Annotated in this window: 17 protein-coding genes; 8 read left to right on the forward strand and 9 right to left on the reverse strand. The window is 56.1% G+C overall.

Annotated features, from left to right (window positions below; all coding sequences use genetic code 11):
- Positions 1 to 16: 16 nt before the first annotated feature.
- From rng to AC1XYH_RS13155, 5 genes are all read right to left on the reverse strand, one after another.
- Positions 17 to 1,474, reverse strand: a complete 1,458-nt coding sequence (rng, locus tag AC1XYH_RS13135) for a ribonuclease G (RefSeq protein ID WP_483323624.1) — start codon at positions 1,472 to 1,474, stop codon at positions 17 to 19.
- A 62-nt stretch (positions 1,475 to 1,536) separates the two neighbouring features.
- Entirely contained in the window at positions 1,537 to 2,127 is a 591-nt protein-coding gene (locus AC1XYH_RS13140; protein WP_483323625.1) for a Maf family protein, read from the reverse strand.
- Positions 2,117 to 2,590, reverse strand: coding sequence for a rod shape-determining protein MreD (gene mreD, locus AC1XYH_RS13145; RefSeq protein ID WP_483323626.1), 474 nt, complete (start codon positions 2,588 to 2,590; stop codon positions 2,117 to 2,119). Before mreD ends, AC1XYH_RS13140 begins: the two co-directional genes overlap by 11 nt.
- Positions 2,580 to 3,521 (reverse strand): rod shape-determining protein MreC, encoded by a 942-nt coding sequence (gene mreC, locus AC1XYH_RS13150; protein ID WP_483326381.1) that lies wholly within the window; start codon positions 3,519 to 3,521, stop codon positions 2,580 to 2,582. Before mreC ends, mreD begins: the two co-directional genes overlap by 11 nt.
- A 140-nt stretch (positions 3,522 to 3,661) precedes the next feature.
- Positions 3,662 to 4,702 (reverse strand): rod shape-determining protein, encoded by a 1,041-nt coding sequence (locus AC1XYH_RS13155; protein ID WP_483323627.1) that lies wholly within the window; start codon positions 4,700 to 4,702, stop codon positions 3,662 to 3,664.
- Positions 4,703 to 5,010: 308 nt separating this feature from the next.
- On the opposite strand from AC1XYH_RS13155, the gene gatC reads away from it, so the two are divergent.
- From gatC to AC1XYH_RS13180, 5 genes are all read left to right on the forward strand, one after another.
- Positions 5,011 to 5,298, forward strand: a complete 288-nt coding sequence (gatC, locus tag AC1XYH_RS13160; RefSeq protein WP_483323628.1) for an Asp-tRNA(Asn)/Glu-tRNA(Gln) amidotransferase subunit GatC — start codon at positions 5,011 to 5,013, stop codon at positions 5,296 to 5,298.
- 29 nt (positions 5,299 to 5,327) lie between these two features.
- Positions 5,328 to 6,779, forward strand: a complete 1,452-nt coding sequence (gene gatA, locus AC1XYH_RS13165) for an Asp-tRNA(Asn)/Glu-tRNA(Gln) amidotransferase subunit GatA (protein WP_483323629.1) — start codon at positions 5,328 to 5,330, stop codon at positions 6,777 to 6,779.
- A gap of 14 nt (positions 6,780 to 6,793) precedes the next feature.
- The gene (gatB, locus tag AC1XYH_RS13170; protein WP_483323630.1) at positions 6,794 to 8,242 is read left to right on the forward strand and encodes an Asp-tRNA(Asn)/Glu-tRNA(Gln) amidotransferase subunit GatB; all 1,449 of its coding nucleotides are present in this window, start codon (positions 6,794 to 6,796) and stop codon (positions 8,240 to 8,242) included.
- A 62-nt stretch (positions 8,243 to 8,304) separates the two neighbouring features.
- Positions 8,305 to 8,724 (forward strand): septal ring lytic transglycosylase RlpA family protein, encoded by a 420-nt coding sequence (locus tag AC1XYH_RS13175; protein ID WP_483323631.1) that lies wholly within the window; start codon positions 8,305 to 8,307, stop codon positions 8,722 to 8,724.
- 126 nt (positions 8,725 to 8,850) lie between these two features.
- A complete protein-coding gene (locus AC1XYH_RS13180; RefSeq protein WP_483323632.1) occupies positions 8,851 to 10,908 on the forward strand; it encodes a BCCT family transporter in 2,058 nt (685 codons plus the stop codon).
- A gap of 61 nt (positions 10,909 to 10,969) precedes the next feature.
- Here AC1XYH_RS13180 and AC1XYH_RS13185 read toward each other — a convergent pair whose 3' ends face one another.
- On the reverse strand, positions 10,970 to 11,554 hold the full coding sequence (locus AC1XYH_RS13185; protein ID WP_483323633.1) for a YajG family lipoprotein: 585 nt from the start codon (positions 11,552 to 11,554) through the stop codon (positions 10,970 to 10,972).
- Positions 11,555 to 11,725: 171 nt separating this feature from the next.
- Between AC1XYH_RS13185 and AC1XYH_RS13190 the strand changes: the two genes are divergently transcribed.
- Positions 11,726 to 11,956: a hypothetical protein gene (locus AC1XYH_RS13190; RefSeq protein WP_483323634.1), complete on the forward strand. Its 231-nt coding sequence runs from the start codon at positions 11,726 to 11,728 to the stop codon at positions 11,954 to 11,956.
- A 2-nt stretch (positions 11,957 to 11,958) separates the two neighbouring features.
- Here AC1XYH_RS13190 and AC1XYH_RS13195 read toward each other — a convergent pair whose 3' ends face one another.
- The 3 genes from AC1XYH_RS13195 to AC1XYH_RS13205 all read right to left on the reverse strand — a co-directional run bounded on the left by AC1XYH_RS13195 (position 11,959) and on the right by AC1XYH_RS13205 (position 13,364).
- Positions 11,959 to 12,249 carry a PA4642 family protein gene (locus AC1XYH_RS13195; RefSeq protein ID WP_483323635.1) on the reverse strand — a complete coding sequence of 97 codons (291 nt, stop codon included), beginning with the start codon at positions 12,247 to 12,249 and terminating at the stop codon, positions 11,959 to 11,961.
- Positions 12,250 to 12,322: 73 nt separating this feature from the next.
- Positions 12,323 to 12,802 carry a hypothetical protein gene (locus AC1XYH_RS13200; protein ID WP_483323636.1) on the reverse strand — a complete coding sequence of 160 codons (480 nt, stop codon included), beginning with the start codon at positions 12,800 to 12,802 and terminating at the stop codon, positions 12,323 to 12,325.
- Between the two features lie 4 nt (positions 12,803 to 12,806).
- Positions 12,807 to 13,364: a hypoxanthine-guanine phosphoribosyltransferase gene (locus AC1XYH_RS13205; RefSeq protein WP_483323637.1), complete on the reverse strand. Its 558-nt coding sequence runs from the start codon at positions 13,362 to 13,364 to the stop codon at positions 12,807 to 12,809.
- A 168-nt stretch (positions 13,365 to 13,532) separates the two neighbouring features.
- Between AC1XYH_RS13205 and upp the strand changes: the two genes are divergently transcribed.
- Both upp and AC1XYH_RS13215 read left to right on the forward strand, forming a co-directional pair.
- On the forward strand, positions 13,533 to 14,174 hold the full coding sequence (gene upp, locus AC1XYH_RS13210) for a uracil phosphoribosyltransferase (protein ID WP_483323638.1): 642 nt from the start codon (positions 13,533 to 13,535) through the stop codon (positions 14,172 to 14,174).
- Positions 14,174 to 15,421, forward strand: coding sequence for a uracil-xanthine permease family protein (locus AC1XYH_RS13215; RefSeq protein ID WP_483323639.1), 1,248 nt, complete (start codon positions 14,174 to 14,176; stop codon positions 15,419 to 15,421). The genes upp and AC1XYH_RS13215 overlap by 1 nt, the downstream gene beginning before the upstream one ends.
- The last annotated feature ends 5 nt before the right edge of the window (positions 15,422 to 15,426 follow it).

Consider the following 15,426-nt stretch of genomic DNA (forward strand, 5'->3'; position numbering starts at 1 on the left):
CCGCTTCACCAGCCCATCACATCAACACCACGTCGTATTGTTCCTGGGTGTACATGGTCTCCACCTGAAACTTTATCGGACGTTCGATAAAGAGCTCCAAATCCGCTACGTTGCCCGATTCTTCGTCCAGCAGACGGTCGATCACCGACTGCGAACCCAACACCATATAAGCACCCGCTTGATAGGCTCTAGCCTCGCGCAAAATTTCGCGGAAAATTTCGTAGCAAATGGTCTCCGGCGTTTTTTGAATGCCTCGACCCTGGCAGCAAGGGCAAGGCTCACAAAGTACCTGCTCAAGGCTTTCGCGCGTGCGCTTGCGGGTCATCTGAATCAAACCCAACTCGGTGATGCCAATGATGTTGGTTTTGGAATGATCACGCTCTAGCTGCTTTTCTAGCGTGCGCTGCACCTGGCGCTGATGCTCTTCATCTTCCATGTCGATAAAGTCGATGATGATGATGCCGCCAAGGTTACGCAGGCGCAGCTGCCGAGCAATAGAGGTAGCCGCTTCCAGATTAGTTTTGAAGATGGTTTCTTCAAGATTCCGATGGCCGACAAACGCCCCGGTGTTAACGTCGATGGTAGTCATGGCTTCGGTCTGGTCGATCACCAAATGGCCGCCGGACTTGAGCATGACCTTGCGCTCCATCGCCTTCTGAATTTCGTCTTCCACGCTATACAGATCAAAAATCGGACGTTCGCCCGGGTAATGCTCCAGCAGTTCTTCCACACCGGGCATCAATTCCTGCACAAACTGCTCGACCTTCTGGAAGGTTTCCCGCGAATCGATACGCACTTTTTCCAACCGAGGGTTAGCCAAATCGCGCAAAGTACGCAGAGCCAACGGCAGGTCTTCGTAGATAACCGACGGCGCCGGGGCCGCGCCCATTTGCTGGGTAATCTGCAGCCACAGCCGGCGTACATAAAGGATATCTACCAGAATATCCTCAGCGCGAGCACCCTCGGCTGCAGTACGCAGAATAAAGCCGCCGGCTTCATCGATGCCTTCCTGCTCCACGCAACCAGCAACCACTTGTTTGAGGCGCTCGCGCTCAACTTCATCCTCAATTTTCAACGAAATGCCTACATGCGGAGTACGCGGCATGTAAACCAAATAGCGTGAAGGGATCGATAGGTGGGTGGTCAAGCGGGCGCCCTTGGTGCCTATCGGGTCCTTGGTCACTTGCACCACCAGCGCTTTGCCTTCATGCACCAATGCGCTGATGGTTTCGACCGCGGCCCCTTCGCGATCGGATATCTCTGAGGCGTGAATAAACGCGGCGCGCTCCAGGCCAATATCAACAAACGCCGCCTGCATGCCAGGCAGTACGCGTACCACCTTGCCTTTGTAGATGTTGCCGACGATGCCACGGCGCAGGGTGCGTTCGATATGCACCTCCTGCAGTACGCCGTTCTCGACCAGCGCTACGCGGGTTTCCATCGGGGTAATATTGATCAGGATTTCTTCGCTCATGGGCTCTTCCATTCAAGTCTTGGCAACACAATACCGGTGTTGCGGGCCCCATGACAGCTGAGTTAGCCAGGCTGCCAGCAGGAAATGCCAAATCTATCGAGTAATGCCGCTGTTTCCGCCAAAGGTAGTCCAACCACGGCGCTGTAACTGCCGTTGATGTGTTCCACAAAGATCGCGCCCAACCCTTGAATGCCGTACGCACCGGCCTTGTCGGCTGGCTCGCCACTAGCCCAGTAGGCTTCACTCTCGGCAGGCGTAATGATGCGAAAGCGCACCTGCGTAACAACCAGCTGAACCTCTACCCGCTCTTCGCAGGCAACCGCCACTGCGGTCAGAACCTGATGTTCGCGACCTGACAGCGCCGCTAGCATTGCCAGCGCATGCGCTCGATCACGCGGTTTACCGAGAATTTGTTGATTCAGCACTACAGCGGTATCTGCTGCCAGCACTACGGCGCCCGACGGAGCCGCGGCAACGCCGGCGCGCACTTTGTCACGCGTCACACGCTCGACGTAAACCGACGGCACCTCGCCAGGCTCGACCTGCTCGTCAACCTGGCACACCAGTCGTGTTGTCGGCACACCAATTTGCGCGAGCAATTCACGACGTCGCGGCGAAGCCGAGGCCAGCAGCAAGCGCGGCTCAGATAACACGGAACCGTCGCTTGATGCCCTGCAGAAGAGTGAAAACCCACGGCCAAAGAATCGCGCTGACCAGCGCCGGAAGCAGGAACAACAAGGTCGGCGGACGGTTACCGCTCAGACTGTTGAGCCATAGCAGCACCATCTGCGCGATACCAAAAACGGGCAACATGACCAGGCTTTGCTGCCACAAGGGAAAACGCCGAATTCGCTGGTGCAGCAACAACAGCTGCCAAACCACCAGGGTCATCACCAGTGCGTGCTGGCCAAACAACTGGCCAAACAACACATCGGTAACCAAACCCGCTACCCAGGCGGTGAGTAGCCCAACCCGGTGTGGCAATGTCATGACCCAGAAAGACAATACCAGCGCCAACCACATAGGGCGGCCCAAGTTAAATGGCTCAGGCATTGGCATCACGCTGAGCAGCAACGCAACCACGATAGTGAAGATGATAACCAGGCTACTGCGCATCGCTGGCGCCCTCCTCAGCTGCTGCGGCCGGAGCGGCATTATCCGTGGGTTCTGCCGCAGCGTCGGCTGCCGCAGCATCGACTGCCGCAGCATCGGCTGGCGGGATATTGGCATCAGGCGTTAGGTCTAACGCTGGCAAGACGTCGCCGTAACCACTTTCCGGGCTGAACACCAGCAACAGATAGCGACTACGATTCAACTGCGCAGAAGGCGCGACTCGTACCTCGGCAAAAGATTGGCTTGGGTGGCGCACCACCGATTGCACTCGCCCCACCGGATAACCCGCAGGGAAACGCTGACCGAGCCCTGAGCTGACCACAATGTCACCCTCGCGGATATCGGCAGTATCGCCAACGTAGCGCAATTCCAGCCATTCGTTGCGACCGGTACCGCTGGCAATCGCACGTAAACCATTGCGATTGACCTGCACAGGCAGGCTGTGAGAGGCGTCGGTAATCATCAGTACGCGGGCAGAATAAGGGAGCACTTCCACCACCTGGCCCATCAATCCGGTGGCGTCCAGTATCGGCTGACCGAGGAAAACGCCGTCGCGCTCGCCCTTATCAATCAAAATACGTTGGGTAAAAGGATTGGGGTCGACACCGATAAGTTCAGCGACCAATACTCGCTCGTCCACCAAAGAGGACGAATTAAGCAGCTCGCGCAGGCGCACGTTTTGCTCCGTCAAAGTGGCAAGCTTCTGCAGCTTACGCTGCGTGAGCAGTGCTTCGGCACGGAGTCGTTCGTTATCGGTGATCAGCTGGACCCGGCTGGAGGTCAGTTCTGTCGCCGTGTCCCAGGCGCGCACTGGCAGCTCAGCCACGTAATACAGAGGAGAGACAAACAGGCCTAGCTGAGAGCGCATAGGTTTCAGCGCATCAAAACGGGCATCTACCACCATTAAGGCGATGGACAACACCGTCAATACGATAAAACGTACGCCCAGCGAAGGGCCTTTGATAAATAGCGGTTTGATGGCGAATTCCTCGCAGCCACAAGCTTGATGCGGTTAGCGGCAAGCCGGACGATGCCAGGAATCCCGGCGCAAAGAGCCCGCCTGCCGCAGGCGACTTATTCGGTCGACAGCAGGTCCATGGTGTGCTGATCCATCATCTCTAGCGCCTTGCCGCCACCACGGGCCACACAGGTCAGCGGCTCTTCAGCGACGATGACCGGCAAGCCGGTTTCCTGCGCCAGCAACTTATCAAGATCGCGCAACAGCGCGCCGCCACCGGTCAGAATCAAGCCGCGCTCAGCAATATCCGAGGCTAGCTCAGGCGGGGACTGCTCCAGCGCGCTTTTAACCGCTTGTACTATGGTCGCCAGCGACTCCTGCAGTGCTTCCAACACTTCATTGGAGTTCAGCGTAAAGGCACGTGGCACGCCTTCCGCGAGATTGCGGCCACGTACATCCACTTCCAGGATTTCACCACCAGGGAAAGCCACGCCAATCTCTTGTTTGATGCGCTCAGCAGTGGATTCACCGATCAGGCTACCGTAGTTGCGACGCACGTAAGTCATAATGGCTTCGTCAAAGCGATCGCCGCCGACCCGTACGGATTCGGCATAAACCACGCCATTCAGCGAGATCAGCGCGATTTCAGTGGTACCACCACCGATATCCACAACCATTGAGCCGCGTGCTTCTTCTACCGGCAAGCCAGCACCGATGGCAGCAGCCATGGGCTCTTCAATCAGATAAACCTCACGTGCGCCAGCACCCAAGGCCGACTCACGAATGGCGCGACGCTCCACTTGAGTAGACTTGCAAGGCACACAGATAAGCACCCGCGGGCTGGGCTGAATGAAGCTATTTTCGTGCACTTTATTGATGAAGTATTGCAGCATTTTTTCGCAAACACTGAAGTCAGCAATGACGCCATCCTTCATCGGACGGATAGCCTGAATATTGCCAGGCGTACGACCCAGCATGCGCTTAGCGTCAGTACCGACGGCTACGACGCTTTTCTGATTACCGGCAGTGGTGCGAATTGCCACAACAGAGGGTTCGTCCAGTACAATACCGCGATCCCGAACGTAAATAAGTGTATTGGCAGTGCCCAGGTCGATGGACAAATCACTGGAAAACATGCCACGAATTTTTTTGAACATGCGTTGAATATACCCCGAGGACGCGTGGGTTAATGTATGGGAAACACTGATAAGTTGCCTGCCCGCAGCGCCGCAAAAATGAGAATAGCGGCAAAAGGCCTTAATGAATGGCCCATCAAACCGGGTCAAACAGGGAACTGATCGGTACTTCTGAAAGTGTCGCAACTCTAACAACGGCGGGGTTTTTGGGCAAGGCGAGACTGTGGTAAATTCGCGCCTTTGTCCGGAATTCCGACTGGAAGCTGCTAATACTATGCGGCGCTCAGCCTAACCTCTGACTATACACCGGCTTAATGGAGCCCTACACAATGTCTTTTGACCGCACAGATGTGGAAAAGATCGCTCATTTAGCACGTATCGCTCTCACCGATGACGAAATACCTGCTACCACGGCCAAACTGTCAGGCATTCTTGGCCTCATCAACAAGATGCAGGCAGTCGATACCCGCGGCGTAACTCCGTTGGCGCACCCGCTGGAAACGACTCAGCGCCTGCGCCCCGACACGGTTACCGAAAGCAACCAGCGTGATGCCTATCAGGCGATTGCCCCGGCCACCGAGGCCGGTTTGTATCTGGTTCCCAAGGTCATCGAATAATTCGCCGCGCCCCGACAAGAGATTACCCCATGCATGAGAAAACCCTGGCCGAACTATCCCAGGCCCTGCAGAGCAAGACCCTGTCCAGCGTTGAGCTGACACAACACTACCTCAAGCGCATTGAGACGTTCGATGGAAAATTGAACAGCTACATCACGGTATCACCGGATCTAGCACTGAATCAGGCCAAGGCCGCCGATGAGCGTATCGCTGCGGGCACGGCTACGGCGCTGACCGGTATCCCGCTGGCGCACAAGGACTTATTTTGCACCCAAGGCCTGCGCACCAGTTGTGGCTCGAAAATGCTCGACAATTTTATCGCGCCTTATGAATCGACCGTCACTCAGCGCTTTATCGATGCTGGCGCGGTCACGCTGGGTAAAACCAATCTGGATGAGTTCGCCATGGGCTCATCCACCGAATCCAGCTTCTACGGTCCAACCCGCAATCCTTGGGACACAGAGCGCGTACCCGGCGGCTCCTCCGGCGGCTCTGCAGCGGCCGTTGCAGCCCGCCTGTGCGCTGCCGCTACCGGCACCGATACCGGTGGCTCGATTCGCCAGCCTGCCGGCTTTACCGCGCTGACCGGCCTGAAACCCACTTACGGACGGGTTTCGCGCTGGGGCATGATCGCTTACGCCTCCAGCCTGGATCAAGGTGGCCCGATGGCGCGCACCGCCGAGGACTGCGCACTGATGCTGCAAGCCATGGCCGGTTTTGACGACAAAGACTCAACCAGCGTCGATCAACCTGTCGATAACTACAGCGCCAGCCTGAACGACTCACTCAAGGGCCTGCGCATCGGTCTGCCAAAAGAATATTTCGCTGGCGGCCTGGACGCCGCTACCGCTGATGCTATTGATGCTGCGGTGAAGCAGTTCCAGGCGCTCGGCGCCGAGGTAAAGGAAATCAGCCTGCCGAACGCCGAGCTGGCAATCCCCGCCTATTACGTCATCGCTCCGGCCGAAGCTTCTTCAAACCTGTCACGCTTTGATGGCGTGCGCTTCGGCTACCGTTGCAACGATCCGGCCGACCTAACCGATCTGTATAAACGCTCACGCGGCGAAGGCTTTGGCGCAGAAGTGAAACGCCGCATCATGGTGGGTGCATACGCGCTCTCTGCTGGTTATTACGACGCCTACTATCTGCAGGCACAGAAGATTCGCCGCCTGATCAAGAATGACTTTATGGCTGCCTACGAGCAGGTCGATGTGATTCTCTGCCCGACCTCGCCAACACCGGCATTCAAGATCGGCGAAAAGATCGACGACCCGGTCAGCCTTTATTTGACCGACATTTATACCATTACCGCCAACCTCGCCGGTGTTCCGGGTATCGCCCTGCCCGCCGGGTTTGCCAATGGTCTGCCGCTGGGCATGCAATTACTTGGGCCTTACTTCAGCGAAGCCCGCTTGCTCAATATTGCGCATCAGTACCAACAGGTCACTGACTGGCATCAACGCGCTCCGGCCGGTTACTGAGAGGATTGACAGCTATGCAATGGGAAATCGTCATCGGGCTGGAAATCCACGCCCAGCTCACCACCGCGTCGAAGATCTTCTCCGGCAGCGCTACCACCTTCGGCGCTGAGCCCAACACCCAAGCCAGCCTGATCGACTTGGGTATGCCCGGCACCTTGCCGGTGCTCAACGCTCAAGCCGTGCGCAAGGCAGTCAAGTTTGGTCTGGCGATTGATGCCGAGATTGGCATGACTAACGTCTTCGCTCGCAAAAATTACTTCTACCCAGACCTGCCCAAGGGTTACCAGACCAGTCAGATGGACCACCCTGTGGTAGGCAAAGGCTTTTTGGATATCACCCTGGATGACGGCACCGTTAAACGCGTTGGCGTGACCCGCGCGCACCTTGAAGAAGATGCAGGCAAGAGCTTGCACGAGGATTTTCAGGGTATGAGCGGCATTGACCTCAACCGCGCCGGCACACCGCTGCTGGAAATCGTCTCCGAGCCTGACATGCGCAGCGCAAAAGAAGCGGTGGCGTATGCCAAAACGGTTCACTCACTGGTGCGCTATCTCGGCATCTGTGACGGCAACATGGCCGAAGGTTCGCTACGCTGTGACTGCAACGTATCGATTCGCCCCAAGGGCCAAGCCGAGTTCGGCACTCGCTGCGAGATCAAGAACGTCAACTCTTTCCGTTTTATCGAAAAGGCGATCAATACCGAAGTGCAGCGTCAGATCGAATTGATCGAAGACGGCGGCAAGGTAGTACAGGAAACCCGCCTGTACGACCCGAACAAGGACGAAACCCGTTCCATGCGCAGCAAGGAAGAAGCCAACGACTACCGTTACTTCCCCTGCCCTGATCTGCTGCCAGTCGTGCTCGAACCCGCCTTCCTTGAGGAAGTGCGTGCAGAGCTACCCGAACTCCCTCAACAAAAACGTGAGCGTTTCGTCAGCCAGTTTGGCCTATCCACCTACGATGCCAGCGTACTTTCGGCGCAACGTGAGCTGGCAGACTACTTTGAAGAAGTGCAACGCGTATGCGATGACGCGAAGCTGGCTGCTAACTGGGTGATGGGCGAGCTATCCAGCCTGCTGAACAAGGCTGATCTGGACATCGAGCAGTCTCCTGTCAGCGCAGCTCAGCTGGGCGGCATGATCCAGCGCATTAAAGACAACACCATTTCCGGCAAGATCGCTAAAATGGTGTTTGAAGCGCTGGCCAACGGTGAAGGCGACAGCGCCGATGCGGTCATTGAAGCCAAAGGCCTCAAGCAGGTCACTGACAGCGGCGCCATCGAAACTATGCTCGACGAGGTGTTGGCAGCGAACGCCGAACAGGTCGAGCAGTACCGTGCAGCCGAAGAAGCCAAGCGCGGCAAGATGTTCGGCTTCTTCGTCGGACAGGCAATGAAGGCATCTAAAGGCAAGGCAAACCCGCAGCAGGTCAATGAACTGCTGCGCAAAAAACTGGACAGCTGAACCGATCCGGGGGCGACAAGGTCTCAGCCCTTTAGCCCCCCGACACCTTCGAGGACCCAGCCATGCGCCGAGTAGCGCTTTGGATAGCCACATTGCTATTACTGTCGTCGACCGGCGGACCGGCCTTTGCTTACGCCGATCACCTGGAGAGTCAGGAGGGCGAACAGTGGACACAGGTAGGCAAGGCATCTTACTACTCGTCACGCCTGCACGGCCGCCGAACGGCCAGCGGCGAGCCCTACGACGAAACCGCGTTAACCGCAGCCCACCCCACCCTACCATTCGGCACCTTGGTTAAAGTCACCAACCTATACAACGACCGCAGCGTCGTGTTGCGTGTAAATGACCGAGGGCCCTTTGTGGGTCATCGCGTGATTGACGTGTCGCAAATAGCCGCCGAACAACTCGGCATGATCCGCGCCGGCAGCGTGCGAGTTCGAGTCGAATACTTCGCCGAAGAAGAGGAGGAAACAGAAGACTGACTCTGCGCTTATTTCCACTCGGGAATGACGGAACCTTGCGTATCACTATACTAAGAACACCATCGGCAATAGCCGACCCGGCCGCCGCGGAGGATAGGCGGCCCGAATCCACAGAAGGAGTCCCGCATGACAGAAGCCAAATCCGGTTGGCGATCGACCATTCTGGTCCCGGTCTTCGCACCAGCAGTGATAGTCACGCTACTACTCGTAGTGGGTACCATCAGCAATCCAGAACTGGCCGGCGAAGTCTTCTCCAGCACCCTCGCCTACATCACTGAAACCTTTGGTTGGTTCTACATGCTGGCAGTCGCCAGTTTCCTGCTATTCATTGTCATTGTTGCATGCAGTAACTGGGGCAATATCAAACTCGGCCCGGACCATTCCGAGCCGCAATACAGCTTCCCAGCCTGGTTTGCCATGCTGTTTTCCGCCGGTTACGGCATCGCGCTGCTGTTTTTTGGTGTGGCCGAACCGGTAACGCACTTCGCCAACCCACCAGTGGGTGCACCAGAGACATTGAACGCTGCCAAGCAGGCCATGCAAATCGCCTTCTTTCATTGGGGCTTTCATATCTGGGCTATCTACGGCCTGGTCGGTCTGGTGCTGGCGTATTTCTCTTTCCGCCATGGCTTGCCACTCTCGATGCGCTCGGCGCTATACCCGCTAATCGGGGATAAAATTCACGGCCCCATTGGCCACACCGTAGACGTTGTTGCCATTCTTGGCACGCTGTTCGGCATCGCTACCACCCTTGGGCTCTCGGTGGCCCAGATCAATGCTGGCTTACATTACCTCTGGCCGAATATTCCGGTGAGTACCACGGTGCAAGTGATCGCCATTGCCGTAGTTACTAGTCTGGCACTTATTTCGGTCGTCGCGGGGATGGATAAAGGCGTTAAGAATCTGTCGATTCTCAATATGGTACTGGCCGTAGCCTTGATGTTATTCGTGTTCTTTGTTGGGCCTTCGATCTTTATTCTCGAAGCATTTTTGCAGAACACCGGCAGCTATCTGAATAATATTGTGGAGCGTACCTTCAACCTACAGGCTTACACCCACAGCGACTGGATTGGCAACTGGACGCTATTCATCTTCGGCTGGACTATTGCGTGGGCGCCCTTCGTTGGGCTGTTTATTGCCAAGATCAGCCGAGGTCGCACCATCCGCCAATTCGTTTTCGGCGTCATGCTGGTACCCACCATATTTACCTTCCTGTGGTTCTCGGTCTTCGGCGACACGGCCTTGCATCTGATCATGAACGAGGGTTACACCTCGCTGATTACCGAAGTACAGAACGACAAGGCCATTGCTCTGTTCAAGCTACTTGAGCATCTGCCGCTCAGCTCAATTGTCTCTTTCATTACCGTGATTTTGATTGTCACCTTCTTCGTCACCTCTTCCGACTCCGGCTCTCTGGTGATCGATTCGCTGGCGTCTGGCGGAGTTATGGTCACGCCAGCCTGGCAGCGCGCTTTCTGGGCGATTCTTGAGGGTGTGGTCGCCGCTGCGCTGCTAATAGCCGGCGGCTTGGGGGCATTGCAGACCATGACCATTGCCACCGCGCTACCTTTTGCGATCATCATGATCGTCGCCATGCTCGGTATGTGGCGAGCCTTGGTCATTGAGGGGCATCGCGATGTCAGCCTACTGCACCACATGCAGGTCAGCCGCTACAGCGACGATAGTCTGGCCGCCAATTGGAAGAAGCGTCTGGCGGGAATCGTCAACTTTCCAAACCGCAGTGATGTTGAGGGCTTCATCAACAAAACCGTGATGCCGGGCATGCAACGCTTGAGTCAGAACCTAATTGAACAGGGCTGGCCAGCAGAGGCTAAACTCGACAACGAGCATGGGCGCGCCTATCTGGAGATCAACAAACCGGATCAGCTGGACTTCATTTACGAGGTGCGTTTACGCGAATACAGTCGCCCGAACTTCGCCTATGCGCAAACGCAGCGAGCGGATAACGAAGAGGAACACTATTACCGGGCCGAGGTGTTTCTGCGCCGAGGCGGACAGACCTACGACGTTTACGGCTATGACGAGCAGGAGATCATTGGCGACATTCTCGATCACTTCGAGAAGTACCTGCACTTCCTGCATATATCCCCAGGCGTATTACCCTGGAACATGGCAGAGCACGACGAGATGCTGCACGACGAGCCGCCAACCCCTACCAGTTGAGATTAATTCAGGCACAAAAAAACCAGCTACGCGCTGGTTTTTTTTGTGCCTAACAGTCTGTTTACTGCTGCAGAATTTGCATCAACTGCGGATCCTGGAAAACACGGGTCAAGGCATCGCTCATTACCTCGGTCACCATTTTGGTATTGGTTGCCTGGTTAGGCGCGTAACCAAAGCGTTGCTGCAATGAAGAGCTGTAACGACCCTGATAGTTCTTATTCATATTGCGCGCCTCTGCGGTAAAGGTGGCGCTAAGATCAGCCTGAGTAACATAGCTACTGCTCTTGGGTGACTGATAACTCATGTCGCTCAGGCCAACAGTCAGACGATTGGCGTTAGGTGTACCTTCAGGTACTACCGTGAAGCCCAGCTGGCGCATGCCCTGCTCGACCTGCTGCCTTACCGCATTAATGGTGTTGTCACTCAACGTAATGCTGCTGGAGTCCGGGTAGATGCCGCCACGAGTGCCCAGAATCTTTGATTGGCGCACGTCCTGCACCGTTACCACCACCGGCTGCTGCCGGGCCACGGGATTTAGCGGCTTATTGATCTGCGGCTGCACGTTGAGCTGCTGCGGGCTATGCGCACAACCCACCAAGCCAATAGCGACCATCGCCAACATAAACATACCTGCACGCTTGAGCATAACGCCTGACTCCTGCCGTCAATTCAAAAAGGATATTGAGAAAGATACATGCAACCTTCGACAGGCGCAGCATACGCCGGTTCCACAGACGGCAACAGCAGGAGCCGCTGTCATCAAGCTGCAACAGCAGCGATCTAGACTCGCGGCAAACCTTCAGCGGAGGACGACGCCATGTTTGCTCTACGCCTGTTTCAATCTCGTCAACGCAAATGCTACGCACAACTCGACCATCGCGGCCACTGCGTGGCGCTCTGGGAGTTGCACCAGCCGCCTGCCGAAGGTAACTGGGTTTGCGTTACCGAGTTGAATTCGCGTTGGATTGGTAGCGCGCTTCCAAGCCACGCACTGTTACCCAACCAACCGCGCGCCAGCGCAGGCCGCTGGCGTCTGCAGCAGGCCTGAGCTTAACGTGCTCCGGCCGCTTCCAGCACATTGACGTAGTCTTCGCCCTGCGCGTGGGTTTTGACCGTCTGCAAAAAAGTATTGCCCTGTTCGTCAGTGGCATTGAGATCAAAACCTTCGCCCTTGAACATCACTAGAAAACGCGCAAAATCTTCGGCACGCAAACCCCGGTAGGCGCGCACCAGCAAATGTAGATCCACCGATTCGTCCGCGTAGGGACGAGCCTGCAAAAACACCGCGACCTGCTCGTCGGTCATCGGCTCGCCAACTACCTTCTCTTTATCTTTACGCATGAAAATCCCTCATTGGCAGGCTGAAAAGCCGGCATTGTAACCATCCAGGTCGACGCTCACCAGCGCCACCGTCTTAGGGTTTGGCGCTGCTTGGCGCAGAATGGATATCACCCCAAATCAGCCCGTTGCCGTAAAACCGGGCCTGCACATATTCCGCGCCAGGTGTTTCCAGCTGCCGTAGCAACACCGGCAACATTGACTCGGGATACACCAGCATCAGCGTCTGACTGCGTCCATCCAAACGTGCCGGGCGCAGGGTGCTGCCTTGCGGAATAAAGCGGACTTCAGCCCGCACAACCGGATTGCCAGGCAACAGCGAACGGCCCTGCACAAACAACACACTGCCTGTCTCGGGCACAGAGGACGTCGGACCCGGGCGCTGCTCACTGGCAAACATCAATCGGTACTGCTCAATCTGGAAGAGTATTTGCTCCGGCTTATCCTGACGTTGCCCGTAGATGTCCGCAGGCATGTATTCGTCGTGCGGCAGCGTCACAGGCGACGCTAACGCAGATACGCTGAACAGCAGCGCGATAAGCCCGCCAAGACGCATAGGGTTAATGCCCCTTGAGCGCAAAGATACCGGCAGCGTTGCGCCAGTAGCCCTTGTAGTCGAGCCCGTAACCAAAGATATAGCGGTCCTCGACATCCAGCCCGGTAAAGTCCGCGCGCATACCTTCATAAGCTTTACGATCGTGCTGTTTGTCCAGCAGCACAGCGGTATAGACCTTGTCAGCTCCAGCGTCGCGGCAATACTCGACGATCGCTGCCAAGGTGTGACCTTCATCCAGAATGTCATCAACAATTAACACTGTGCGACCCACCAACGAATGCTCGGCACGGGCTTTCCAAAATAACTCACCACCAGACAATTTGTTGCGATAGCGGGTAGCGTGCAGATAACTGACTTCCATCGGAAACGGCAGTTTCGGCAGCAGCTTTCCGGTGATGATCAAGCCGCCGTTCATGACGCTGTAAACAATCGGGTTACTGTCGACCAACTTCTCGCAGATGGCGCTGGCTAAAGTGTCCAGCGCAGCTTCAACTTCGGCTTCGGTAAACAGGCAATCGGCTTCGGTCATGACCTGTTTGATGTGTTGCAGATCTGCCGACATGCAGAACCTCCAGCGGCGGATGGGAATGAAGGGGGCGCAAAATACTGATGTTGCGTCAGATGCGCAAGTATAACGGAGCTTTACGACAGATGACCGCTTGTTCACATTGGTTTAGGCTATAGCAGTATTTTTACGCGCCCGCATGACGACCGCATGAGAGAGCCCTCAATGAATGTCAAAGAAATCCGTCACCCGTTAATCCGTCACAAAATAGGCCTAATGCGCCGTGACGAGATCAGCACCAAGAATTTTCGCGAGCTAGCGCAGGAAGTTGCCGCGTTGCTGACCTACGAAGCCACCCAAGACATGCTGGTCGAAACCCACACCATTCAAGGGTGGTGCGGGGATGTTGAAGTTGAAAAACTGAGCGGCAAAAAGATCACAGTAGTACCCATCCTGCGTGCCGGACTCGGCATGCTAGACGGCGTGCTCAGTCTGATCCCGAGCGCCAAGGTCAGTGTGATCGGCTTGGCTCGCAACGAAGAAACACTCGAAGCCGATACTTACCTGGAAAAGCTGGTTGGCGAGCTAAATCAGCGTACCGCTTTGATCATCGACCCCATGCTAGCCACTGGGGGCTCCATGGTCGCGACTATAGACATGTTGAAAAGAGCCGGCGCGCGCGAAATTCGAGCGCTAGTACTGGTGGCAGCACCCGAGGGTATCGCCAGAGTCAACGCCGCTCACCCTGAAGTACAGATCTATACCGCTTCGGTGGATCAATGCCTGAACGAGCAAGGTTATATTATTCCTGGCCTGGGTGACGCCGGCGATAAAATCTTCGGTACCAAACAGAAGGATATCGTTTGATGGAAGGTGTTCAGACCCACGGATGGCGCACCGCGCTGGCCGGCTCGCAAATGCTCTTTGTGGCTTTCGGCGCTTTGGTGTTAATGCCGCTAATCACCGGTATGGACCCTAGCGTCGCGCTGTTTACCGCGGGTATCGGGACTTTGATATTTCAGTTCACTACCCGCCGGCAGATTCCGATTTTCTTGGCGTCCAGCTTCGCCTTTATCGCACCCATCCTGTACAGCAACCAGACTTGGGGGCTACCCGCTACGCTCGGCGGCCTACTCGCAGCGGGCCTGATTTACATACTACTGAGTCTGGTGATTCGCTGGCGCGGCCCCGGTTTTATTCAGCGGCTGTTGCCTCCGGTAGTGGTAGGCCCGGTGATCATGGTAATCGGCCTTGGGCTGGCTTCGGTTGCCGTTAACATGGCAACCGGTAAAGCCGGTGATGGCAGTGCACAACTGGTCGACACCAATATCGCACTGATCATTTCCATGGCATCGCTGATTACCACCATTATTGTGGCGGTATTTGCCAAGGGCATCTTCCGTTTGGTGCCTATTCTCTCCGGTGTATTGGTGGGCTACGGTCTATCCTGGTCACTCGGAGTGGTCAGCTTCGACAGCGTTGGCGCAGCGCCTTGGCTCGCCATTCCGCAGTTTGTTACACCCGAGTTCAAGCTGGCAGCGATACTCTTTATGATCCCTGTCGCCATTGCCCCCGCTATCGAACATATCGGCGATGTATTGGCGATTGGCGGCGTAACCGGCAAAGACTATCTGAAAAAGCCAGGCCTGCAGAACACGCTACTCGGTGACGGGCTGGCTACCTCAGCTGCCGCACTCTTTGGCGGCCCGCCCAATACAACTTACTCGGAAGTTACCGGGGCCGTGATGCTGACTCGCAACTTCAATCCCAACGTAATGATCTGGGCGGCGGTGTTTGCTATTGGTCTCGCTTTTGTCGACAAGTTCGGCGCAATCCTGCTGGGCATGCCGGTTCCCGTCATGGGCGGCATTTTGTGTCTGCTGTTCGGCTCCATCGCGGTGGTTGGCATGAACACCCTGATCCGCCATCAGATCGACCTGTCACAGGCACGCAATTTGTGCATCGTGTCGGTCACGCTGGTATTCGGTATTGGCGGCATGGTCATTGGCAACGATAGTTTCAGCCTGCAAGGCATCAGCCTGTGCGGCGTGGTAGCCATCCTGCTTAACCTGTTACTACCGCAAGACAAGAGCGAATCAGCGCTCGCCGAGTAAAGCAG

It is taken from the genome of Pseudomonas sp. GW-45, from assembly GCF_056896675.1.

Excerpts from the sequence above, each read along its gene's own strand:
- AC1XYH_RS13175 (WP_483323631.1), top strand. The coding sequence starts at position 8,305 with ATGCGCCGAGTAGCGCTTTGGATAGCCACATTGCTATTACTGTCGTCG.
- AC1XYH_RS13195 (WP_483323635.1), bottom strand. The coding sequence starts at position 12,249 with ATGCGTAAAGATAAAGAGAAGGTAGTTGGCGAGCCGATGACCGACGAG.
- AC1XYH_RS13205 (WP_483323637.1), bottom strand. The coding sequence starts at position 13,364 with ATGTCGGCAGATCTGCAACACATCAAACAGGTCATGACCGAAGCCGAT.
- rng (WP_483323624.1), bottom strand. The coding sequence starts at position 1,474 with ATGAGCGAAGAAATCCTGATCAATATTACCCCGATGGAAACCCGCGTA.
- AC1XYH_RS13185 (WP_483323633.1), bottom strand. The coding sequence starts at position 11,554 with ATGCTCAAGCGTGCAGGTATGTTTATGTTGGCGATGGTCGCTATTGGC.
- mreD (WP_483323626.1), bottom strand. The coding sequence starts at position 2,590 with ATGCGCAGTAGCCTGGTTATCATCTTCACTATCGTGGTTGCGTTGCTG.
- gatC (WP_483323628.1), top strand. The coding sequence starts at position 5,011 with ATGTCTTTTGACCGCACAGATGTGGAAAAGATCGCTCATTTAGCACGT.
- AC1XYH_RS13215 (WP_483323639.1), top strand. The coding sequence starts at position 14,174 with ATGGAAGGTGTTCAGACCCACGGATGGCGCACCGCGCTGGCCGGCTCG.
- gatA (WP_483323629.1), top strand. The coding sequence starts at position 5,328 with ATGCATGAGAAAACCCTGGCCGAACTATCCCAGGCCCTGCAGAGCAAG.
- AC1XYH_RS13190 (WP_483323634.1), top strand. The coding sequence starts at position 11,726 with ATGTTTGCTCTACGCCTGTTTCAATCTCGTCAACGCAAATGCTACGCA.
- AC1XYH_RS13200 (WP_483323636.1), bottom strand. The coding sequence starts at position 12,802 with ATGCGTCTTGGCGGGCTTATCGCGCTGCTGTTCAGCGTATCTGCGTTA.
- upp (WP_483323638.1), top strand. The coding sequence starts at position 13,533 with ATGAATGTCAAAGAAATCCGTCACCCGTTAATCCGTCACAAAATAGGC.
- gatB (WP_483323630.1), top strand. The coding sequence starts at position 6,794 with ATGCAATGGGAAATCGTCATCGGGCTGGAAATCCACGCCCAGCTCACC.
- AC1XYH_RS13180 (WP_483323632.1), top strand. The coding sequence starts at position 8,851 with ATGACAGAAGCCAAATCCGGTTGGCGATCGACCATTCTGGTCCCGGTC.
- AC1XYH_RS13155 (WP_483323627.1), bottom strand. The coding sequence starts at position 4,702 with ATGTTCAAAAAAATTCGTGGCATGTTTTCCAGTGATTTGTCCATCGAC.